This is a genomic window from Mycobacterium vicinigordonae (assembly GCF_013466425.1).
Classification (GTDB): domain Bacteria; phylum Actinomycetota; class Actinomycetes; order Mycobacteriales; family Mycobacteriaceae; genus Mycobacterium; species Mycobacterium vicinigordonae.
Genome location: NZ_CP059165.1, coordinates 715,119 through 736,351 on the forward strand (window position 1 = coordinate 715,119; position 21,233 = coordinate 736,351).

Annotated in this window: 18 protein-coding genes; 14 read left to right on the forward strand and 4 right to left on the reverse strand. The window is 67.2% G+C overall.

Features of this window, described 5'->3' with window-relative positions; genetic code table 11:
• Positions 1-121: 121 nt before the first annotated feature.
• From eccA to eccE, 11 genes are all read left to right on the forward strand, one after another.
• Entirely contained in the window at positions 122-1,975 is a 1,854-nt protein-coding gene (gene eccA, locus H0P51_RS03025) for a type VII secretion AAA-ATPase EccA (protein ID WP_213016744.1), read from the forward strand.
• Positions 1,972-3,576, forward strand: a complete 1,605-nt coding sequence (gene eccB, locus H0P51_RS03030) for a type VII secretion protein EccB (protein ID WP_180916583.1) — start codon at positions 1,972-1,974, stop codon at positions 3,574-3,576. Before eccA ends, eccB begins: the two co-directional genes overlap by 4 nt.
• Entirely contained in the window at positions 3,573-7,574 is a 4,002-nt protein-coding gene (gene eccCa / locus H0P51_RS03035) for a type VII secretion protein EccCa (RefSeq protein ID WP_180916584.1), read from the forward strand. Before eccB ends, eccCa begins: the two co-directional genes overlap by 4 nt.
• Positions 7,571-7,879 (forward strand): PE family protein, encoded by a 309-nt coding sequence (locus H0P51_RS03040; protein WP_180916585.1) that lies wholly within the window; start codon positions 7,571-7,573, stop codon positions 7,877-7,879. The genes eccCa and H0P51_RS03040 overlap by 4 nt, the downstream gene beginning before the upstream one ends.
• A 2-nt stretch (positions 7,880-7,881) precedes the next feature.
• A complete protein-coding gene (locus tag H0P51_RS03045) occupies positions 7,882-9,447 on the forward strand; it encodes a PPE family protein (RefSeq protein WP_180916586.1) in 1,566 nt (521 codons plus the stop codon).
• A 42-nt stretch (positions 9,448-9,489) separates the two neighbouring features.
• Positions 9,490-9,783, forward strand: a complete 294-nt coding sequence (gene esxG / locus H0P51_RS03050) for a type VII secretion system protein EsxG (protein WP_180914986.1) — start codon at positions 9,490-9,492, stop codon at positions 9,781-9,783.
• 28 nt (positions 9,784-9,811) lie between these two features.
• Positions 9,812-10,102, forward strand: a complete 291-nt coding sequence (locus H0P51_RS03055) for a WXG100 family type VII secretion target (RefSeq protein WP_180916587.1) — start codon at positions 9,812-9,814, stop codon at positions 10,100-10,102.
• Positions 10,103-10,133: 31 nt separating this feature from the next.
• Positions 10,134-11,042: an ESX secretion-associated protein EspG gene (locus H0P51_RS03060; RefSeq protein ID WP_180916588.1), complete on the forward strand. Its 909-nt coding sequence runs from the start codon at positions 10,134-10,136 to the stop codon at positions 11,040-11,042.
• 124 nt (positions 11,043-11,166) lie between these two features.
• Positions 11,167-12,567 carry a type VII secretion integral membrane protein EccD gene (gene eccD / locus H0P51_RS03065; RefSeq protein WP_180918701.1) on the forward strand — a complete coding sequence of 467 codons (1,401 nt, stop codon included), beginning with the start codon at positions 11,167-11,169 and terminating at the stop codon, positions 12,565-12,567.
• Positions 12,564-13,997 carry a type VII secretion-associated serine protease mycosin gene (mycP, locus tag H0P51_RS03070; RefSeq protein ID WP_180916589.1) on the forward strand — a complete coding sequence of 478 codons (1,434 nt, stop codon included), beginning with the start codon at positions 12,564-12,566 and terminating at the stop codon, positions 13,995-13,997. The genes eccD and mycP overlap by 4 nt, the downstream gene beginning before the upstream one ends.
• Positions 13,994-15,028 carry a type VII secretion protein EccE gene (eccE, locus tag H0P51_RS03075; protein WP_246398360.1) on the forward strand — a complete coding sequence of 345 codons (1,035 nt, stop codon included), beginning with the start codon at positions 13,994-13,996 and terminating at the stop codon, positions 15,026-15,028. Before mycP ends, eccE begins: the two co-directional genes overlap by 4 nt.
• 15 nt (positions 15,029-15,043) lie before the next feature.
• Here eccE and H0P51_RS03080 read toward each other — a convergent pair whose 3' ends face one another.
• On the reverse strand, positions 15,044-16,258 hold the full coding sequence (locus tag H0P51_RS03080) for an alpha/beta hydrolase family protein (RefSeq protein WP_180916590.1): 1,215 nt from the start codon (positions 16,256-16,258) through the stop codon (positions 15,044-15,046).
• A 176-nt stretch (positions 16,259-16,434) separates the two neighbouring features.
• On the opposite strand from H0P51_RS03080, the gene H0P51_RS03085 reads away from it, so the two are divergent.
• On the forward strand, positions 16,435-17,220 hold the full coding sequence (locus H0P51_RS03085; RefSeq protein ID WP_180916591.1) for a trans-aconitate 2-methyltransferase: 786 nt from the start codon (positions 16,435-16,437) through the stop codon (positions 17,218-17,220).
• On the opposite strand, the gene H0P51_RS03090 is transcribed toward H0P51_RS03085, so the two are convergent.
• The 3 genes from H0P51_RS03090 to H0P51_RS03100 all read right to left on the reverse strand — a co-directional run bounded on the left by H0P51_RS03090 (position 17,209) and on the right by H0P51_RS03100 (position 19,798).
• Complete coding sequence (locus H0P51_RS03090; RefSeq protein ID WP_180918703.1) at positions 17,209-18,585, reverse strand: sulfatase family protein; 1,377 nt, start codon at positions 18,583-18,585, stop codon at positions 17,209-17,211. The two genes, H0P51_RS03085 and H0P51_RS03090, sit on opposite strands and share 12 nt — an antisense overlap.
• 31 nt (positions 18,586-18,616) lie before the next feature.
• Complete coding sequence (gene bluB, locus H0P51_RS03095; RefSeq protein WP_246398691.1) at positions 18,617-19,222, reverse strand: 5,6-dimethylbenzimidazole synthase; 606 nt, start codon at positions 19,220-19,222, stop codon at positions 18,617-18,619.
• A 93-nt stretch (positions 19,223-19,315) separates the two neighbouring features.
• On the reverse strand, positions 19,316-19,798 hold the full coding sequence (locus H0P51_RS03100) for a hypothetical protein (RefSeq protein WP_180916593.1): 483 nt from the start codon (positions 19,796-19,798) through the stop codon (positions 19,316-19,318).
• A 78-nt stretch (positions 19,799-19,876) separates the two neighbouring features.
• On the opposite strand from H0P51_RS03100, the gene H0P51_RS03105 reads away from it, so the two are divergent.
• Both H0P51_RS03105 and H0P51_RS03110 read left to right on the forward strand, forming a co-directional pair.
• Complete coding sequence (locus tag H0P51_RS03105) at positions 19,877-20,521, forward strand: phosphatase PAP2 family protein (protein WP_425489007.1); 645 nt, start codon at positions 19,877-19,879, stop codon at positions 20,519-20,521.
• A 43-nt stretch (positions 20,522-20,564) separates the two neighbouring features.
• The gene (locus H0P51_RS03110) at positions 20,565-21,233 is read left to right on the forward strand and encodes a L,D-transpeptidase family protein (protein ID WP_180916595.1); all 669 of its coding nucleotides are present in this window, start codon (positions 20,565-20,567) and stop codon (positions 21,231-21,233) included.

Sequence of the window (21,233 nt, forward strand, 5' to 3'; positions counted from 1 at the left end):
ATGTGGCGTACGGCACGCAATTGACCGCCTCGACAGTTAGCTTAGGGAATGCTAACTTCGTGAGGCTAACGACAGGCAAACTTCGCCAATGGCGATCGTGACATCAGGAGACGGCGGGGGCGTGGAACGCGGTGATATAGGCATGCTGGCGGCTCAACCCCGTGCATCCCGAACAGACGGCAGGGTGGACGAGGACGTGATCAGCAGGTTTGCCACCTGCTGCCGTGCCTTGGGCATCGCGGTATACGAGCGGCAACGCCCCGCTGACCTGGAGGCGGCCCGATCCGGCTTCGGCGCGCTGACCCGAGTCGCCCATGAGCAGTGCGACGCGTGGACCGGTCTGGCAGCATCCGGTGATACGTCCAAGCGCGTGCTCGAGCAGGTGTCGCGTACCGCGGCCACCGCGGGCGTGCTGCAGCGGCAAGTGGAACTGCAGTCCGGAGCCCTCGGGTTCCGCTATGACACCGGCTTGTATCTGCAGTTCCGCGCCAGCACAACGGACGACTTCCACCTCGCCTACGCGGCCGCGCTGGCATCCGAGGGGCAGTTCGCCGAAGCCAACAACATCGTCAGTCGCATCATCGAGCGCCGCCCGAAGTCACGCGAGGCCCGCTGGATCTCCGTCGTGATCAACTACCGCGCCGAGCGCTGGTCGGACGTCGTGAAGTTGTTGACCCCGATCGTTAACGACCCCGACCTCGACGAGGCCTTCGCCCATGCAGTGAAGATCACGCTGGGCACCTCGCTGGCGCGGCTGGGCATGTTCGCTCCCGCGTTGTCCTACCTGGAGGAGCCCGAAGGGCCCATCGTCGTGGCCGCGGTCGACGGAGCGCTGGCCAAAGCGCTCGCACTGCGCGCACACGTGGACGAAGAGGCAGCCAGCGACGTGCTGCATGAGCTCTACGCCGCCAACCCGGAAAACGAAGAGATCGAGCAGGCGCTGTCTGACCCGAGCTTCGGAATGGTCACTACCACCGCGGCGCGCATCGAGGCCCGCACCGACCCGTGGAGTCGCGACACCGAACCCAGCGACGCCGACTTCGTGGACCCGGGCGCCCGCGAGCGCAAAGCCACCTTGCTGGCCGAGGCCGAAGAGGCGCTCAACGAGTTCATCGGCCTGGAGGAAGTCAAGAACCAGGTGTCGCGACTGAAGAGTTCGGTGGCCATGGCCGTGCTGCGACAGCAGCGCGGGCTGACCGTCGCGCAGCGCACCCACCACCTGGTCTTCGCCGGCCCGCCCGGAACCGGTAAGACCACGATTGCCCGTGTTGTCGCCAAAATCTATTGTGGCCTAGGCCTTTTGAAGCGAGAGAACATCCGCGAGGTACACCGCGCCGACCTCATCGGTCAGCACATCGGTGAGACTGAGGCCAAGACGAACGCGATCATTGACAGTGCGCTGGACGGCGTGCTGTTCCTGGACGAGGCGTACGCGCTGGTGGCCACCGGAGCCAAGAACGATTTCGGACTGGTGGCTATCGACACCCTGCTGGCGCGCATGGAGAACGACCGCGACCGGTTGGTGGTCATCATCGCCGGGTATCGCGCCGATCTGGACAAGTTCCTCGACACCAACGAAGGTCTGAGGTCCCGGTTCACCCGCAGCATCGACTTCCCGTCATACCAGCCCTCGGAGTTGACCGAGATTGCGAATCTGATGGCGCAGCAACGGGATAGCGTGTTCGAGCCGGCTGCACTCGCCGATATGCAGAAGCTGTTCACCCACCTGGCCCAGACGTCCTCACCCGACAGCAACGGGATCGACCGGCGCAGCCTGGACATCGCCGGCAACGGCCGTTTCGTTCGTAACATCGTCGAGCGTTCCGAGGAAGAGCGCGAATTCCGGCTTGACCATTCCGAGCAAGCCGGCACAGGTGAATTCACCGATGAGGACCTGATGACAATCACCGCACAAGATGTCGGCAATACCGTGGCCCCGCTGCTGCGAGGTCTCGGACTCTCGGTGCCCGCATGAGCAAGAACGAGTCCGAAGCGGAATGGGCGGACGATCGGCGGTCGTTCGCTTCCCGCACCCCAGTGAACGAGAACCCGGACAAGGTGGAATACCGGCGCGGTTTCGTCACGCGTCATCAGGTGACCGGGTGGCGGTTCGTGATGCGGCGCATCGCATCCGGAATTGCGTTGCACGACACCAGGATGCTCGTCGAGCCGTTGCGCACCCAGTCACGTGCGGTCTTGATGGGGGTGCTGTTGCTGGTCACGGGTTTAATCGGCTGCTTCGTGTTTTCGCTGATCCGGCCCAACGGGCAGGTCGGCAACAACGCAGTGCTCGCTGACCGATCCACCGCAGCGCTGTATGTGCGGGTGGGCGAGAAGTTGCACCCCGTGCTCAACCTGACCTCGGCACGGCTGATCGCCGGACAGCCCGTGAACCCGACCACAGTGAAAAGCGCTGAGCTGGACAAGTTTCCGCGTGGCAACCTGATCGGGATTCCGGGGGCCCCGGAGCGCATGGTGCAGAGCACGTCGCGCGACGCGGACTGGACGGTGTGCGATGCCGTCACCGGCCAACCCGGGCGGGGTGCACGCAGCACCGGAGTGACCGTGATCGCCGGAGTTCCGCAAACTGACGGCGCCCGCGCGACGGCTATCGAATCCAGGCAGGTGATCCTGGTCGATGCGGCCGCATCGGGCGGCGACGGGACATGGTTGCTCTGGGAAGGCAAGCGCAGCCGCATCGACCTAGCCGACCACGCGATCACCAACGCACTGGGCCTGGGCACCGAGGTGCCCGCGCCCCGGCCCATCGCGTCGGGACTGTTCAATGCTATTCCGCAAGCCCCACCGCTGGCGGCGCCGCCGATCCCGAACGCCGGCGGCCCGGCAGGCTTCGCGGTCCCGGCTCCGATCGGCGCGGTGGTGGTGTCTTACGCGGTCGACCGGGCCGGTGCGGACAACTTCTACGCAGTGCTGCCGGACGGTCTGCAGCTGATCCCGCCAGTGCTGGCGGCGATCCTGCGTAACACCAATTCGTATGGCCTGCAACAGCCTCCGCGACTGGCGGCCGACGAGATCGCCAAGCTGCCGGTGTCGCGGCTGCTCGACACATTGCGCTATCCGGCCCAGCCGGTGACCCTGGTCGACGCGGCCCGCGATCCGGTCACCTGCGCGTTCTGGAGCAAGCGCGACGGCGCGGCCACCAGTGCGCTGAGCCTGCTGGCTGGTTCGGCGCTGCCGGTGGCCGAGGGCATCCGGCCCGTCGAATTGGTCGGTGGTGGCGCCAAAGTCGCCCTGGCACCCGGTACCGGCTATTTCACTCAGACCGTCGGCGGGGGAGCGGCCGCACCGGCCACTGGATCATTGTTCTGGGTCTCGGACACCGGAGTGCGCTACGGCATCGACAACGAGTCCGATCGCTCAGGATCCAGCGGCGGCGGCAAAGCTGTTGAGGCGCTTGGTCTTCAGTCGCCGCCGCTCGCCATACCGTGGTCGATCCTGTCCTTGTTCGCAGCAGGCCCGACGCTGTCGCGCACCGATGCGCTGTTGGCGCATGACGGTTTGCCGCCGGACAGCCGACCGGGTCATCCGGTATCCGCCGAAGGGGAACCCCGATGAGCAGACTGATCTTCGAGGCGCGGCGGAGGCTGGCGCCACCCAGTGCCCGCAAGGGCACCATAACCATCGAGGCACCACCGGAACTGCCGCGGGTGATCCCGCCGTCGCTGTTCCGGCGTGCCATGCCGTACCTGATCGGCATCCTGATCGTGGGCATGATCGTCGCGCTGTTCGCTACCGGGATGCGGGTGATCTCCCCACAGACGCTGTTCTTCCCGTTCGTGTTGCTGTTGGCGGCCACCGCGCTCTACCGCGGCAATGACAACAAGATGCGCACCGAGGAGGTCGACGCCGAACGGGCCGACTATCTGCGCTACCTCTCGGTGGTGCGGGACAACATCCGCGCTCAGGCGGCCGAACAGCGCACCAGCGCCGAGTGGTCGCATCCCGAACCCGGGGCGCTGGCCGCGGTGCCGGGGTCCCGTCGCCAGTGGGAGCGCGACCCGCACGACCCCGACTTCCTGGTGCTGCGCGCCGGTCGCCACTCGGCGCCGCTGGCCACCGCGTTGCGGGTCAACGACACAGCCGACGAGATTGATTTGGAACCGGTGTCGCACAGCGCGTTACGCAGTCTGCTCGACACTCAGCGAACGGTGCGCGACGTACCGACCGGTATCGATCTGACCAAGGTGTCACGCATCACGGTGCTGGGGGAGACCAGCGAGGTGCACGCCGCGGTGCGTGCCTGGATCGCCCAGGCGGTGACCTGGCACGACCCGACGGTGCTCGGCGTGGCGCTGGCCAGCCGCGACCTGGAGACCAGCGACTGGTCCTGGTTGAAGTGGCTGCCGCACGTCGACATTCCTGGCCAGGTCGACGGTGTCGGCCCGGCCCGCTACCTGACCACCGACCCCGACGAACTCGCCGATCTGCTGGGGCAGGCCCTCGAGGACCGGCCGCCCTTCACTGGTCGGTCGGTGGATGCCTTGCGGCACTTGCTGATTGTGGTGGACGACCCCGACTACGAGCTGAATTTGTCGCCGCTGGCGGCGGGGCGCGCCGCGGTGACGGTATTGCACATCTCGGCAACCCCGCCGAATCGGGAGCAGTATTCCGACCCGGAGAAGCCGATCCTGCAGGTGGCGCGTGGCGCGATCCAGCGGTGGCAGACCGGGGGTTGGCAGCCCTACATCGACGCCGCCGACCAGTTCGGCGTCGACGAGGCGTCGCACCTGGCGCGCCGGTTGTCCCGTTGGGACTCCAACCCCACCCACACCGGGCTGCGCTCGGCAGCCACCAGGGGCGCCAATTTCACTACGCTGCTGGGTATTTCGGATGCGTCCCGGCTAGATGTGCCCGCGCTGTGGGCGCCGCGCAGCCGGGACGACGAGTTGCGGGTTCCGATCGGGGTCACCGCGACCGGAGAGCCGCTGATGTTCGACCTCAAGGACGAGGCCGAGGGCGGGATGGGTCCGCACGGGCTGATGATCGGTATGACCGGGTCCGGCAAGTCGCAGACCCTGATGTCGATGCTGTTGGCGCTGCTGACCACGCATTCGGCCGACCGGCTGATCGTCATCTACGCCGACTTCAAGGGTGAGGCCGGTGCCGACAGCTTCCGCCACTTCCCGCAGGTCGTGGCAGTCATCTCGAACATGGCCGAGAAGAAGTCTCTGGCCGACCGGTTCGCCGACACCCTGCGCGGCGAGGTGGCGCGACGCGAGATGTTGTTGCGCGAGGCTGGCCGCCGAGTGCAGGGCAGCGCCTTCAACTCGGTGACCGAGTATGAAGCCGCGCAGGCGGCGGGGCACGACTTGCCGCCTATTCCAACCCTTTTCGTCGTCGCCGACGAGTTCACCCTGATGCTGGCCGACCACCCGGAGTACGCGGAGCTGTTCGACTACGTGGCGCGCAAGGGCCGCTCGTTCCGCATCCACATCCTGTTCGCCTCGCAGACGCTGGACGTGGGCAAGATCAAGGACATCGACAAGAACACGTCCTACCGGATCGGTCTCAAGGTGGCCAGCCCCAGCGTGTCTCGCCAGATCATCGGGGTCGAAGACGCGTATCACATCGAATCCGGCAAGGAGCACAAGGGAATCGGATTCCTGGTGCCAGCCCCGGGTGCCACCCCTATCAAGTTCCGCTCCACCTACGTCGACGGCATCTACGAGCCGCCGCAGACTGCAAAAACTCTTGTGGTGCAGTCGGTTCCGGAGCCAAAACTGTTCACCGCCGCAGCGGTCGAGCCGGATCCGGGCATGGTGATCAGCGATGCTGACGAGGACGAGCCGATCGGCCCGCCTCGCAAACTGATCGCGACTATCGGCGAGCAGCTGGCCGGTTATGGACCGCGGGCGCCGCAACTGTGGCTGCCACCGCTGGACGAACCGATCCCGCTGCCCGCGGTGCTGGCCAGGTCCGGGATCCAGCCGCGGCAGTGGCGCTGGCCGCTCGGCGAGGTCGACAAACCGTTCGAGATGCGCCGCGACCCGCTGGTGTTCGACGCCACGTCTGCGGCCGGCAACATGGTCATCCACGGGGGTCCCAAGTCCGGAAAGTCCACTGCGCTGCAGACATTCATCATGTCCGCGGCCAGCCTGCACTCGCCGCGCGAGGTCACCTTCTACTGCCTCGACTACGGCGGTGGGCAGCTGCGTGTGCTCGAAGACCTGGCCCACGTCGGCACGGTGGCCTCGGCGCTGGAGCCCGAGCGCATTCGCCGCACGTTCGGCGAGCTGGAGCAGCTGCTGCTGTACCGCCAGCACCGTGAGGCGTTCCGCGACCGAGCCGACAACGGCCGGGGTGCCTCGCCGCAGGACGACGGGTTTGGCGAGGTCTTCCTCGTCATCGACAACCTGTACGCCTTCAGTCGCGACAACACCGACCAGTTCAACACTCGAAACCCGTTGCTGGCCAGGGTGACCGAGCTGGTCAACGTCGGCCTTGCCTACGGCATCCATGTCGTGATCACCACGCCGAGCTGGCTGGAAGTGCCGCTGGCGATGCGCGACGGGCTGGGCCTGCGATTGGAGCTCAAGCTGCATGACGCGCGGGACAGCAACGTGCGGGTGGCCGGCGCGCTGCACCGCCCGGCCGAGGCCGTACCGCATGACCAACCGGGCCGCGGCCTAACCATGGCGGCTCAGCATTTCTTGTTCGCCGAACCGCAGCTGGACCAGATCGCCGAGATCAACTCCCGTTACCCGGGCCAGGTCGCGCCGCCGGTGCGGTTGCTGCCCACGAACCTCACGCCGGACGCGGTGGGCGCGCTGTATCGGGGCCCCGAGCAAATCGTGATCGGTCAGCGGGAGCAGGATCTCGCGCCGGTGGTGCACGACTTCCGTGAGCACCCGCTGTTGATGGTGTTCGGCGACAGCAAGTCGGGGAAGACCACGTTGCTGCGGCACATCATTCGAACCGTCCGCGAGAACTCAACGGCCGACCAGGTCGCCTTCACCGTTCTCGACCGGCGGTTGCATCTCGTCGACGAACCGCTGTTCCCGGACAACGAGTACACGGCCAACATCGACCGGATCATGCCGGCAATGATCGGTCTGGCCAATCTGATGGAGTCACGTCGGCCCCCGGCCGGGCTGTCGCCCGCCGAACTGTCGCGCTGGACGTACCAGGGCGGTCCGGACGGCCACACCCATTACCTGATCATCGACGACGTCGACCAGGTTCCAGATTCGGCGGCGACCAGCGGCCCCTACATCGGCCAGCGACCCTGGACCCCGCTGATCGGGCTCCTCGGCCAGGCCGCTGAGCTGGGGCTGCGGGTGATCGTGACCGGGCGAGCGTCAGGGTCGGCGCACGCGTTGATGACCAACCCGCTGCTGCGCAGGTTTAACGACCTGCAGGCGACGACGCTGATGCTGGCGGGTAACCCGCAGGACAGCGGGAAGATCCGTGGTCAGCGGTTCAGCCGACTGCCGGCGGGCCGGGCCGTCCTGCTTTCCGACAGCGACGACCCGACGTACCTGCAGTTGGTTAACCCGCTGGTCGGTGAGGCCGCAATATTTGGTGATACGCAACAGGAGGGAAGTCAGTCATGACGTTGCGAGTGGTTCCTGAAGGATTGGCCGGCGCCAGCGCCGCCGTGGAGGCGCTGACGGCTCGGTTGGCCGCCGCGCATGCCAGTGCGGCGCCGCTGATTACCGCGGTGGTCCCGCCGGCCGCCGATCCGGTGTCGCTGCAAACCGCCGCCGGGTTCAGCGCGCAGGGCGAAGAGCACGCGGCTGTCGCGGCGCAGGGCGTCCAAGAGCTGGGTCGCGCCGGCGTCGGTGTCGGGACGGCCGGAGCGGGCTACGCAGCCGGTGACGCCGCCGCTGCTGCGACCTACGGGATCGCGGGCGGCTGATCATGACCTCCCCACTGGGGCCACTCTGGTTTGCTTCGCCGCCCGAGGTGCATTCGGCGTTGCTGAGCAGCGGACCGGGTCCGGCGTCGCTCTCCGCGGCTGCCGGCGCCTGGAGCGCTCTTAGCGCCGAATATGCTTCGGCGGCAGCAGAACTGGATGGCCTGGTGGGGGCGGTGCAAGCGGGCGCCTGGCAGGGATCGAGTGCCGAGCGATACGTGGCAGCACACCAGCCGTACGTCGCCTGGCTGCTGCAGTCCAGCACCGATGCCGCGGGTGTGGCGGCCCAGCACGACATTGCCGCGGCGGCGTACACCGCGGCACTCGGCGCGATGCCGACACTGGCCGAGTTGGCCACCAACCACGTGATGCACGGTGTGCTGGTGGCCACGAACTTCTTCGGCATCAACACAATTCCCATCGCGCTCAACGAAGCCGACTACCTGCGGATGTGGCTGCAGGCGGCGACCACCATGGCGCTGTACCAGGCGGCCGCGGGTGCCGCCCTGGCCTCGGCACCACGCAGCACTGCCGCGCCGACCGTGGTGACGCCCGGCGGGGAGGCCGCACCGGCCGCCGATTTACTGCAGACCAAAGCGGCGGCCGCAGCCGGAGATTCCAACCCGCTGAACAGCATCATCGACGCCATCGTCGCGGCGCTCGAGGCCTATGTGAAAGCGCTGCCCGACGGCGACGCGATCTGGTACTTCCTCACGCACCCGGTTGAGCAGATCTCGCAGATGATCGTCGACTTCATCCAAAACCCGTACGCGGCCTTGGTCACCTGGGGCCCGCTGCTTTTCTGGCTCGGGTATCAGGCCTTCTTCCAGCCGGTCGGTTGGGGCACCTGGGGGACACTGCTCAGCTCACCGCTGTGGGCGCCACCCCTCTTCGCGGTCGGATTGGCAAGCTTGGGCTTTCTCGGGCTGATCAAACCGGACATCATCCCCGACCTTCCCACGGACACCACAGTTGCGGTGCCGAACACCGTGCAGCACAGCTTCCCGGTCGCCGGACTCGGTTCGGCGGCGCCGGGGCCGGCGGGAGCGCCGGCGTCGGCGACGTCCACGGGTGCCACTGCCGGCGCGGCGCCGGCCACGACCGCTCCGGCCGCCGCGGGATTCGCTTACGCCGTTGCCGGACCGAACGATTGGGGCCCGGGCCTGGGCCCGACGGTCGGCGGCCGCACGGGCGCCAAAGCGCCCGCGGCCACCATTCCGGCTTCCGGCGCGGCAGCGGTCAGCAGCGCCGCCGCGCGGGCGAAGCGTCGCCGGCGGGCGCCGCTGCACGACCACAGCGACGAGTTCTTGGACTTGGATTCCAACATCGGCGTCGATCCCGAATGGGACAGTGCCGCACAGGCTTCGGAACGGGGTGCCGGATCATTCGGGTTCGCCGGCACGATACCGAGGGAGACACTGCTACAGGCGGCCGGTCTCACTGCGTTGGCCGGCGACGATTTCGGCGGCGGCCCACGAATGCCGATGACACCGCAGACCTGGGAGCAGGCGCGACAGGAAAGGGGGCCGGAAAGTCAGCGAGACGACTTACCGCGTAACGGTCGGGGATGAAGTTCTGATTCGCACGAATCGAAAGATTGGAAAGGGAGAGTTATGAGTTTGTTGGATGCTCATATTCCGCAGTTGGTGTCGTCGCAGGCGGCGTTTGGTGCCAAGGCGGGTTTGATGCGGCACACGATTGGCCAGGCCGAGCAGGCGGCGATGTCGGCGCAGGCGTTTCACCAGGGTGAGTCGGCGGCGGCGTTTCAGGCTGCGCATGCGCGTTTTGTGGAGGTCGCGGCGCGGGTGAACACGTTGCTGGACATCGCGCAGGCGAACCTCGGTGATGCCGCCGGTACTTATGTGGCTGCCGATGCCGCGGCCGCGTCGACTTACACCGGTTTTTGAGCCGGTTCGCTTCTAGGGAGGATCAGATATGTCGCAGATTATGTACAACTACCCGGCGATGCTGGCGCACGCTGGGGATATGGCGGGTTATGCGGGCACGATGACGGGGTTGGGTGCCGACATCTCTGCTGAGCAGGCCGCGCTGCAGGGTGCGTGGCAGGGTGATACCGGGTTGACGTATCAGGCGTGGCAGGTGCAGTGGAATCAGGCCATGGCGGATCTGGTGCGTGCGTATCAGTCGATGGCCAGCACCCACGAAGCCAACACGATGGCGATGATGGCCCGCGACCAGGCCGAAGCCGCCAAGTGGGGCGCTTGAGCGGTCCGCCGCACGAAGTTGACGGATGTAGATGGACTCAAGGCCCAACGCCGTTGAGCTGACCGTCGATCAGGCGTGGTTCATCGCGGAAACTGTTGGAGCGGGCAGCTTTCCATGGGTGCTCGCGATCACCACGCCGTATCGCGACAGCGCAGAACGCAGCGCGTTCTTCGACAGGCAGCGCGATGAGCTGACCCGGATGGGGTTGATGACGCCGGTGGGCGTCATCAACCCGACGGTCGCAGAGTGGATCAAGCTGGTCTGCTTCCCGGACCGCTGGCTCGACCTGCGCTACCTGGGACCGACCCGTCCCGACAATGCGGCCGCCGGCGCCGCCGACATGCTGCGCGGCATCGTCGCGCAGCGGGCCGGATCGGTCGGGCGGGACGCCAGGTCCACCGCTGGGCCCGCCACCGTGGTCGCGTTACGCAGCGCGCAGCTGATCACCTTCACCGCGATGGAGATCGATGACCCCCGGGCCCTGGTCCCCGTGCTGGGCGTCGGACTGTCACAGAAGCCGCCGGCCCGGTTCGAGGAGTTCAGCATGCCGACCCGCGTCGGCGCCCGGGCCGACGAACGGCTGCGGTCCGGCGCACCGCTTGCGGAAGTCCTTGACTACCTGGGGATTCCGGTGTCCGCGCGTCCGGTGGTGGAGTCGGTTTTCACCGGGCCGCGCAGCTACGTCGAGATCGTCGCGGGGTGCAACCGCGACGGCAGGCACACCACCACCGACGTTGGCCTGAGTCTGATCGACGCCACAGCGGGGCGGGTACTGGTCAGCCCGACCCGCGCCTTTGACGGCGAGTGGGTCTCGACTTTTGCCCCCGGGACCCCGTTTGCAACCGCCGTCGCGATCGAACAACTGACCTCCTACCTGCCGGACGGCGAGTGGTTCCCCGATCACCGGCTGTCCCGAGACTTCTCCGCGCAATCGACGTAACTGCATAAACCAATCCGCACAAACCACGTAAGTAGCCAAATCAGAAAGAGAGCACGATGTTCCAGCAACGGCCCCGACGCCACACTCGGGTTGATTGGGAGGTCCAGTGACGTCCGGTACCGTCATGCCCATTGTCCGCGTCGCCATTCTCGCGGACAGTCGCTTGACGGAGATGGCCCTGCCGGCCGAGTTACCGCTGCGCGAAATCCTGCCTGCGGTACAGCGTTTGGTGGTTCCCGCCGCCGGCAACGGTGACGCCGCTGAGCCGGGTGACACCGCACCGCAGCTGAGCCTGGCACCGGTTGGTGGGGCACCGTTCAGCTTGGACGCCAGCCTGGACACAGTCGGGGTCGTTGACGGCGATCTGCTCGCACTGCAACCGGTGCCCGCCGGCCCGGCCGCGCCAGGCATCGTCGAGGACATCGCCGATGCCGCCATGATCTTCTCCACATCACGGCGAAACCCATGGGGACCAAAGCATATTCAGCGTGGAGCGCTTGCCGCGGTGATCGGTGTGACGCTGGTCGCTACCGGTCTGGCGGTCGCTCACCGCCTCGCCACCGGCGCCTTGGCCGGGCTGGTCGCTGCCAGTGCGATCGCCGCACTCGTCGCGATCACCGGCTTGTTGACCACCGCTCGTTCGCCGCGCACCGGTATCGCCCTGTCGATCACCGCTTTGGTGCCGATCGCCGCAGCTCTGGCGTTGGCGGTGCCCGGTAAGTTCGGAACTGCCCATTTAGTGCTGGCTGCGGCCGGCGTCGCCGCCTGGTCGTTCGTGGCACTCATCGTGCCCAGCGCCGAACGTGAGCGCGCGGCCGCGTTCTTCACCGCCTCGGCGGTGGTCAGCCTCGCTATTGCACTGGCTGGTGGGGCCGAATTGCTCTGGCAGTTACCCATTCTCACGCTCGGCTGCGGGCTCATCGTCGCCGCGCTGTTCGTCACCATCCAGGCGGCTCAGCTTTCGGCGCTATGGGCGCGGTTCCCGTTGCCGGTGATCCCGGCGCCAGGGGACCCGACCCCGGCGCCGCCGGCGCTGCGGGTACTCGAAGACCTGCCACGCCGGGTGCGCATCGGCGACGCGCACCAGAACGGCTTCATCGCCGCAGCCGTGCTGCTCAGTGTGCTGGGTTCGGTGGCAATCGCGTTGCGTCCCGAGACGTTGAGCGTCGCGGGCTGGTACGTGGTCGGCGCGACCTCGCTGGCAGCTACGCTGCGTGCCCGCGTGTGGGATTCGGTCGCCTGCAAGGCCTGGCTGCTCGCACAGCCGTTCCTGGTGGCCGGCGTGCTGCTGGTGTATTACGTCGCGACCGGGCGCTACACTGGCGCACTCGTGGCGGTGACGGTGCTCGCCGTGCTGGTGCTGGCGTGGGTAGTCGTGGCGCTCAACCCCGGCATCGCGGCACCGGAAAGCTACTCGCTGCCGCTGCGCCGGCTGCTGGGCTTTGTCTCCGCGGGTCTGGATGCCTCGCTGATCCCGGTGATGGCGTTCCTGGTCGGGTTGTTCGCCTGGGTGCTCAATCGATGATGCGTGCCGGATCGGCTTGCCTCGCAGCGGCTTTGGCCTTCTCCCAGGTCGCGCTGCAGGCAGGTGCGGTGGGGACGGCGGCACGGGCGCTCGCGATCAGCCCGCCGGTGGTCGACGCCGCCGCGCAACCCCCCACCGGCGCTCCGGGACCCGTGGCGCCGATGGAACAGCGTGGCCAGTGCAGCGTCTCCGGGGTGATCCCCGGTACCGACGCGGGCGCGCCGACGCCCAGCCAGGCCATGCTGAATCTGCCTGCGGCATGGCAGTTCTCCCGCGGTGAAGGCGAACTGGTCGCAATCATCGACACCGGTGTCCGGCCGGGCCCCCGGCTGAATAACGTCGACGCCGGCGGCGACTTCGTGGAGTCCACCGACGGTCTGACAGACTGCGACGGGCACGGCACCCTGGTCGCCGGAATCGTGGCCGGCCAGCCCGGTCCGCCGGGTCAAGAGGATGGTTTCTCCGGCGTCGCGCCGGCAGCGCGGTTGCTGTCCATCCGCGTGACGTCGGCCAAGTTCTCACCGCGCACATCGGGCGGTGATCCGGCTGCAGCCCGGGCCGCTATCGACATCGAGTCGCTGGCCCGGGCAATCGTGCACGCGGCGGATCGCGGCGCCCGGGTGATCAACATCTCGGCGGTCACCTGCCTGCCCGCCGACCGACCGGTCGACCAGGCTGCGCTGGGAGCCGCGATCAAGTACGCCGCGGTGGACAAGGACGCGGTCATCGTGGCCGCCGCGGGCAACACCGGGCCCACCGGATCGGTCGCCGGGGGCACGTCCTGTGACTCCAACCCGCTCACCGATCTGAGCCGGCCCGCCGACCCCCGCAACTGGGCGGGCGTCACGTCAGTGTCCGTCCCGTCCTGGTGGCAGCCCTACGTGCTGTCGGTGGCCTCCGTCGGGCCGCAGGGCGCATCCTCGAAGTTCACGATGGCCGGTCCCTGGGTGGGCATCGCCGCGCCCGGTGAGGGCATTGCGTCGGTGAGCAACGCCGACGGCGGCGGGCTGGCCAACGGACTGCCCGATGACCACCAGCAGCTGATTCCGCTCAGCGGCACCAGCTACGCCGCCGGCTACGTGTCGGGGGTGGCAGCGCTGGTCCGCGCCAAGTATCCGGCCCTGCCGGCCGGCGAGGTGGTGCGCCGCATCACCGCCACCGCGCAGAACGGTGCGCGGGACCCGTCCAACGTCGTCGGCGCCGGAACGCTGGACCCGGTCGCCGCCCTCACCTGGCAACTGCCTGCCGCGCCCGGTCCCGCGGACACCCGTGCTGCGGTCAAACCCGTCGCCGTCCCGCCGCCACCGGCAGCCAAGGACACCGCCCCGCGCAACGTCGCGCTGGCCGGCGCCGGCGTGCTGACATTGCTCGTCATTCTCACCGCAGCGACGGTGGCCGCAGTGCGCCGCCGAAAGGAGTCCACCCCGTGAGCCAGACCCTTGGCGCCGTACCTAAGCCGGGCGTCGGCCGGATAACCCTGGCCCTGCTGGCCGTCGTGCCCGCGGCCATGGCCTATCCCTGGCAGTCCACCCGGGCACACTGGCTAATCGGCGTCGCTGTGGCCGCGCTGATTCTGTTGTTCGGCTGGTGGCGCGGACTGTTTCTCACGACGATCCTGCATCGGCGGCTGGCCATCATCGGCCGTGGCGGGCGGGCGGCACCCGACCCGGATGCCGACGTCCGCAGCACGGCGCTGGTGCGCGTCGGCGCGGCGCCCTCGGAATCCGATGTGCTGCCCTTGCAGTTGATCGCCGGCTACCTGGACTGCTACGGCATCCGTGCGGACAGCATCCGAATCACCAACCGGGACACCGTATCCGGTCGGCGCGAAACCTGGGTCGGCCTGACAGTCTCGGCCGTCGACAACCTGCCCGCATTGCAGGCGCGCTCGTCACGCATTCCGCTGCACGAGACGGCTGAAGTCGCCGCCCGCCGGCTGGCCGACCACCTGCGCGAAATCGGTTGGGATGCCGGCACTGTGGTGCCCGAGGACGTGCCAGAGCTGCTGGCCACCCAGTCGGGGAAGGCGGCCCGGGAGACCTGGCGCTCGGTGCAGCAGAACTCGTCGGATTATATTGCGGCATATCGGGTTACCGCGGATTCAGCGCTGGCCGACACGTTGAGTAAGGTGCGGTCGCAGCAGGCGCGTGAAATCTGGACGGCACTCGAAATTGCCCCCGGCGATCGCGGCACCCGCTACACGGTCGCCGCCGCGTGCGCGCTGCGCACGGATGCCGCGCCCACGGGAGCGGCTCCGACGGCCGGTTTGACTCTGGAGCGCGGTAATCAGGGGCCAGCACTAGCGGCCCTGGACCCGCTGTCCACCCGAAGGCTCGACGGGCATACTGAGGCGCCGGCGGACCTGCTCTCCAAGCTGGATTGGCCCACGCCGGCCGCGGGGGCGCACCGCGCGTCCGACAGCGAGGCCGCGACCCAGGTGATCGCGGTGGGTCGAACATAAGGCCAACATACGGCCTTAGTCGTACATGAACTGGCGCAGGAACGGCGTCATCCTGCGCAAATAGTCCAACTGGCTGACGTGCAGCACGTGGCTGCCGGGAAACCAGTGCAGCGCGCACCGATCCCAGTGCTCCCACAACGACACGGCGTGCGAGGGTGGGGCCATCCGGTCGCCCAGGCCGGTGATGATCATCCTGCGGTTCTTGGCCAGCAGCGGAGGATAGTTCAGCGGACCGTGGTAAGCCAGCCCGGCCAGTAACTCCGTCCGGCTGATGCCGGTCAGGCGTAATCCCACGGAGAGCAGCGTGCTGGCCGGAAACCATTCCTCGAACAGGTCGCCGGGTGTGACCACGGGGCAGTTGGGAATCACGGCCTCGAGCCGGTTATCGACCGATGCCACCAGCGCCGAGGTGTACCCGCCCAGCGATAGACCGGTCAGCGCGATCCGCTCCACCCCGGTGCCCTGCAGATAGTCGATTACCGACCGAAAGTCGTGCACCGCCTGCGCCATCGCCTCGGCGAATCCACTCATGCCGCCGGCGAAATACCCGTAACCGCTGAACGGCGAGTGCTTTTCGGCGCGCTTGCCATGAAAAGGCAAGGTATACAGCAATACGTCGTAGCCGGATCGGAAATACCAGGGCAGCGAGAAGAACAGGCCGTTGAACACGTACGACGAGCCCATGAAGCCGTGGATCACGCAGAGTGTCGGCCGTGGCCCATCGTCATGACGCCAATGCTGCGCATGCACGATGTTGTTGGCGGACAACGCACTCCACCGCTTGCGCAGCGCCGGATTGACGGTGCGAAAGCTGCTGGGGAACGCGATGTTGTCGATGGTGGCCAACGCGAACCGTTCGATGAGTCGGCTGGGCTGCCGCGTCACGTCCCTGGGCGCCTCAGTCGGCGCCGGGAACGATTTGCCTGGGTCGTGTTGCGCGCCGAGTTCGGCGTAGAACCTCAGGTTGTCGCGCTCGCTGCCGGAGTTGAGCCGGCCCAAGTTGGTCCTGATCACCGACGGGGCCACAGTGGTGGCCAGCAGCGAAGACGCCGTGGTGCGCAGTGCCACGTCGCTGACCGCAGACGCGTCGACGACCAGGCGCTGCCGAATCGACAAGGCTGAGCGGGATGGCAGGCCATCGGCGCCGGCCTCGCCACCGGGAACATCGGGAATGGGCAAGGGCGGGCTGATTGGATCGGCCTCGCCGGCCACCGCCGAGGTTTCAGACATCTCGCCGATCGTAACTCGCCGGCCGCCCCGAGCGCAGCAGGAATGGGCCGAGCTGGCCGACTGCTGCTGCTTTCGTACCCCCGTTCAATGCGCGTTCGGAGGGTCCGGTAATACGGTTTGTCTAGGTGCCCGAGGGTGCCCGGACTATGTGCAGGTGTCGATCAGGAGGATCGAAAATGTGGGATCCCGACGTCTACCTGGCCTTCGCCGACCACCGCAGCCGTCCGTTCTACGATTTGCTGTCACGGGTCGGAGCGGATCGGGCGCGCCGCGTGGTCGACCTGGGTTGTGGTCCCGGTCATCTGACGCGCTACCTGTCCAAGCGCTGGCCCGGTGCCCAGATCGAGGCGATCGACAGCTCACCGGAGATGGTCGCGGCCGCGCGCGAACGCGGTATCGATGCCACCACCGGCGACGTGCGCAACTGGAAGCCGCAACCGGACACCGACGTGGTGGTTAGCAACGCCGCACTGCACTGGGTGCCCGAGCATGCCGACCTGTTGGTCAAATGGGTTGACCAACTGGCGTCCGGGTCCTGGCTGGCCATCCAGATCCCGGGCAACTTCGAAACCCCCTCGCACGCCGCGGTGCGGGCTTTGGCCCGTCGCGAGCCATACGCAAAGATTATGCGGGACATACCGTTTCGAGTCGGAGCGGTGGTCCAGCCGCCCAAGCACTACGCCGATCTGCTGATGGACGCCGGCTGTCGCGTCGACGCGTGGGAGACCACTTACCTGCACCAGTTGACCGGCGAACATCCGGTCCTGGAATGGATCACCGGCACCGCGCTGGTCCCGGTGCGTGAACGCCTCGACGAGGAGAACTGGGAACAGTTCCGCGCTGAGCTCATCCCGCTGCTGGACGACGCCTATCCGCCCCGGCCGGACGGCACCACCATATTCCCGTTCCGCCGGGTCTTTATCGTCGCGCAGGTCGGCGGGGCCCGCGGCTCAGGTGCCTAGCTTGGGCTCTATCTCGTCCTCGATGCCGCGGTCGGTTGCGATGGCCGACCTGCTGGTCGGCGTCCGGTGATGGATCTGAAGATAGGTTTCGGTGTAGCGCACCGCGATACGGGTGCCGGCGAACTCCGACGGGATCACGTCGCCGGTGCGCTGCCGCCATTCGTGCAGCCGGACCGCAAGCTCGGCCGCCACGGCGTCTACGTCGCGGGCGTCCTGGCCGTCGTCCGGCGCAGCCAGTAGATTCGTGCTCTCAGCAGGGTCGGCGCGCAAGTCGTACAGTTCGCGTTCGGGTCGTGGTGCCTTGATGAAGGGTGCGACGGCCAGCCCGGACGGGCTTTCCTCGATGTCCCACGGCAGATCCAGCAGCGGCCGCGGGACGTAGTTCTCGATGTAGCTGTATTCCTTTGTGCGGATTGCCCGAATCGGATCGAACGAGTCGTGGTAGGTCTTCGTGGTGTACACGTGGTCGCGTACCGGTTCGGTGGGCTCCGGGTTCAGCAGGGCATGCGCATGTGAGACGCCGTCGATGTCGTCGGACACGTGAACACCCATCAGGCCCAGCAACGTCGGCAGCAGGTCGACACCGCTGAACAGCTCGTCGTAGACACGGGGTGCCGCGGCAAGCTTCGACGGCGGCCGGATGATCAGCGAGATGCCGGTGCCGGCGTCGTAGAGCGTGGATTTTGCGCGGGGGAACGCCGGACCGTGGTCGGTGAAGAACACCACCCAGGTGTTGGCGTCCAGCCCCGTCTCGGCGAGCGTGTCCAGCATGGTGCCGACCGCGGCGTCGGCGGTGGTGATGGATCCGTAGAAGTCGGCGAGGTCGCCCCGTACCTCCGGGGTGTCGGGCAGGTAGTCGGGCAGTTCGACGGCGGAACTGTCGGCCGGCTCGTACCGGTCGTGCGGGTAGGGCCGGTGCGTCTCGAAGAAGCCGGCGGTGAGCAGGAAGGGCTGCCCGGACAGGTTGGGCGCACTATCCCGCAGCCATTCGTCGACCTTCTCGACCACGTATTCGCAGTACGAATTTGACACGTCGAACTCGTCGAAGCCCAGCCGCTTCGGGTAGGATGTTTCGTGTTGCATCCCGAAAAGCGCTGAATACCAACCAGATTCGCCAAGAATCTGCGGCAGCGTGCGCACACCGGCGCGGTATTCCCAGCCGTGATGAGCCAACCCGATCAGGCCGTTGCCCTGCGGGTAGCGTCCGGTGAACAGCGACCCGCGAGACGGCGAGCACAGCGGAGCGGTGGCATGGGCGCGGGTGAACAAGATGCCCTCAGCGGCAAGGCGGTCCAGCCGCGGGCTCAAGACGTCATGGTGACCGTAGGCGCCGAGGTAGCGTCCGAGATCGTGCCAGTGCACCATCAGGATGTTGGACGGGTTGTCTCCCGTGGGCTCATTGGTCACCTGTTGCCACCTCTTCTACCGTCCCCCATCGGTTCTCCGATACGAACTCGCTCAGCGGCCGGGCCAGCGCCCAGCCGTCCAATTCCAGCGCCGGCCGCTCCGGGAAGCCCGGTACCGGCCCCAGACACAGCACCGCCACCGGTTCGGCACCTGGGGGCATGGCCAGCAGGGCTGCCAGCTCTCGCGGATCGAACAGCGACACCCAGCCCATCCCGAGGCCCTCGGAGCGCGCCGCCAGCCACAGGTTCTGGATCGCACACGACACCGATGCGAGATCCATCTGCGGCAACGTCCGCCGACCGAAGATGTGCCTTTCTCGGTCTTCGCACAGCGCCACCACCAGTAGCTCGGCGCACTCCATGATGCCTTCGACCTTCAACGCCAAAAATTCGGCCTCCCGCGGCCCCAGGGCGGCCGCGGTTTGCATGCGTTCGGCGTCGACGACGGCGTGGATGCGTCGGCGAAGGCTGATATCGGTTATCCGGATGAACCGCCACGGCTGCATTAGACCGACGCTGGGCGCGGCGTGGGCCGCCCGCAGTAGACGTGCCAGCACCTCCTCAGGGACATGACCGTCCGGGCAGAACCGGCGCATATCCCGACGTTCGGAGATCACCCGGTATACGGTGCGACGTTCGTCCGCGGTGAACGCATGATCGGCCACCCGGCCATCGTAAGAATGTGAGGGTCAGGGACTGTAGGTGACACCCACGGCCCGGAAAACGTATTCGGCCGGCACGTCGAAGGACAGCGAACGCCGCGGCAGCCGGGACAGCACGTCCGCTTCGATGGTGTCTTTGAAGTGCAGGGAGAGATGTCCGTGAAACCGCTCGTCGACGGCCTCGGTGTCCAGGTCGAGTTGTAAGCCCGTCGCAGAGATCTCGGCGGTGGCGGCGCCGCTGTTCGCCTCGTCCCACCGCACGTCCACGGCACGCCCGGCGAGCTTGGGCACCACCGAAAGCGTCGCGAGCACCCGCTGCGAGGTGAACGCCAGCGCGCCCACATAGCTGGCGATGCTGCCCTGGGACCGCAGGCCCGGAATGGCGCCGCTGAACCGCCTGGTGACCGGGATGGATTCGGCAAGGTAGATCAGTCCCTCGGCTTCGACCTGGCTGCGCAGATCCGCAGGTAATTTGCCGACACCGAACAACTTCCGAACAATCACGGCCATGATGCCAGTATGGGGTGGTTCTCTTACTGGTGCACCGATTGAGTTCCCGGTGCGTCCATGACTGGTTTGCGCATCACCTTGCGTAGCCCCGCCGCCTGGCTGGCCGTCGTTGCCGTCGTGCTCTACACCCTGTTGTGGGTGGCTCACCGTCAGCATTGGGGCTGGCTGCACACCGTCGACTGGGCGCTGCTGAACCCGGCGCACGATATCGGGACCAAGCATGCCGGTTGGGTGCGGTTCTGGTTCGTCGTGTCGTTCGTCCTGGGTCCCGTTCCGCTGCGGTTATTCGGGTTGGTGGTAGCCGCGTTCGCGCTGGCGCGGCGCCAGCTGCGGCTGGCGCTGCTGGTGCTGACATGCGCGGTGCTCAGCGGCCTCGTGACCTGGGCGGCCAAGGGTCTGGCCGGCCGGCCGCGACCCTCGACCGCGCTGGTGGTGGCTTCCGAGACGTCGTTTCCGTCCGGGCACGCGCTGGAGACGATGTCCGGTGTGCTGGCCCTGCTGACCTGCCTGCTGCCGCTGCTGGCGACTCGCCGGCTGCGGATGTCGGCGGTGGCAGCGGGGGCGCTGAGCGTGTTCACCGTCGGCGTTGCGCGGGTGGCGTTGAACGTGCATCACCCGTCGGACGTGGTCGCCGGTTGGGCGCTGGGATACGCGTTCTTCATCCTCTGCATGTGCGTGTTGCGGCCCTCGCCATCACGACGGCGTGACCCAATCGGGCCTTAACCTTTACTTGACCCTGAGGTTGGCGTCGCCCGACGATAAAACGATGCGCCGACTGGTAACTCTGTTGTGTGCCTTGGGGAGTGCACTGATGTGTGCCGCGGCCGCGGCCGCACTGTCGGCCCCCGGGGCTGTTGCCGCCGGCAACCCATGGTTCGCAAACTCGGTTGGCAATGCGACGCAGGTGGTTTCGGTGGTCTCGACCGGCGGGTCGAACGCGAAGATGGACATCTATCAGCGCACCGCGGCCGGCTGGCAAACCCTGAAGACTGGGATTCCCACCCACGTCGGCTCGGCGGGCATGGCGCCCCAGGCCAAGAGCGGCTACCCGGCCACCCCGATGGGTGTCTACAGCCTGGATTCCGCATTCGGCACCGCGCCCAATCCCGGCGGCGGGCTGCCGTATACCCAAGTCGGACCTAACCATTGGTGGAGCGGCGACGACCACAGCCCCACCTTCAACACCATGCAGGTTTGTCAGAAATCCCAGTGCCCGTTCAATACCGGCGAAAGTGAGAACCTGCAGATCCCGCAGTACAAGCACGCGGTTGTGATGGGGGTCAACAAGAACAAGGTTCCCGGCGGCGGCGCGGCGTTCTTCTTTCACACCACCGACGGCGGGCCCACCGAGGGCTGCGTGGCGATCGACGACGCCACGCTGGTGTCGATCATCAAGTGGCTGCGTCCCGGCGCGGTGATCGCAATCGCGAAGTAG

Bases quoted from the DNA above. Each gene is read 5' to 3' on its own strand.
- H0P51_RS03080 (WP_180916590.1), bottom strand. From the start codon at position 16,258: ATGTCTGAAACCTCGGCGGTGGCCGGCGAGGCCGATCCAATCAGCCCG.
- H0P51_RS03090 (WP_180918703.1), bottom strand. From the start codon at position 18,585: ATGGTGCACTGGCACGATCTCGGACGCTACCTCGGCGCCTACGGTCAC.
- H0P51_RS03060 (WP_180916588.1), top strand. From the start codon at position 10,134: ATGGACTCAAGGCCCAACGCCGTTGAGCTGACCGTCGATCAGGCGTGG.
- eccD (WP_180918701.1), top strand. From the start codon at position 11,167: ATGCCCATTGTCCGCGTCGCCATTCTCGCGGACAGTCGCTTGACGGAG.
- H0P51_RS03100 (WP_180916593.1), bottom strand. From the start codon at position 19,798: ATGGCCGTGATTGTTCGGAAGTTGTTCGGTGTCGGCAAATTACCTGCG.
- H0P51_RS03045 (WP_180916586.1), top strand. From the start codon at position 7,882: ATGACCTCCCCACTGGGGCCACTCTGGTTTGCTTCGCCGCCCGAGGTG.
- H0P51_RS03040 (WP_180916585.1), top strand. From the start codon at position 7,571: ATGACGTTGCGAGTGGTTCCTGAAGGATTGGCCGGCGCCAGCGCCGCC.
- esxG (WP_180914986.1), top strand. From the start codon at position 9,490: ATGAGTTTGTTGGATGCTCATATTCCGCAGTTGGTGTCGTCGCAGGCG.
- H0P51_RS03085 (WP_180916591.1), top strand. From the start codon at position 16,435: ATGTGGGATCCCGACGTCTACCTGGCCTTCGCCGACCACCGCAGCCGT.
- eccB (WP_180916583.1), top strand. From the start codon at position 1,972: ATGAGCAAGAACGAGTCCGAAGCGGAATGGGCGGACGATCGGCGGTCG.
- H0P51_RS03110 (WP_180916595.1), top strand. From the start codon at position 20,565: ATGCGCCGACTGGTAACTCTGTTGTGTGCCTTGGGGAGTGCACTGATG.
- H0P51_RS03055 (WP_180916587.1), top strand. From the start codon at position 9,812: ATGTCGCAGATTATGTACAACTACCCGGCGATGCTGGCGCACGCTGGG.
- bluB (WP_246398691.1), bottom strand. From the start codon at position 19,222: ATGCGCCGGTTCTGCCCGGACGGTCATGTCCCTGAGGAGGTGCTGGCA.
- mycP (WP_180916589.1), top strand. From the start codon at position 12,564: ATGATGCGTGCCGGATCGGCTTGCCTCGCAGCGGCTTTGGCCTTCTCC.
- eccCa (WP_180916584.1), top strand. From the start codon at position 3,573: ATGAGCAGACTGATCTTCGAGGCGCGGCGGAGGCTGGCGCCACCCAGT.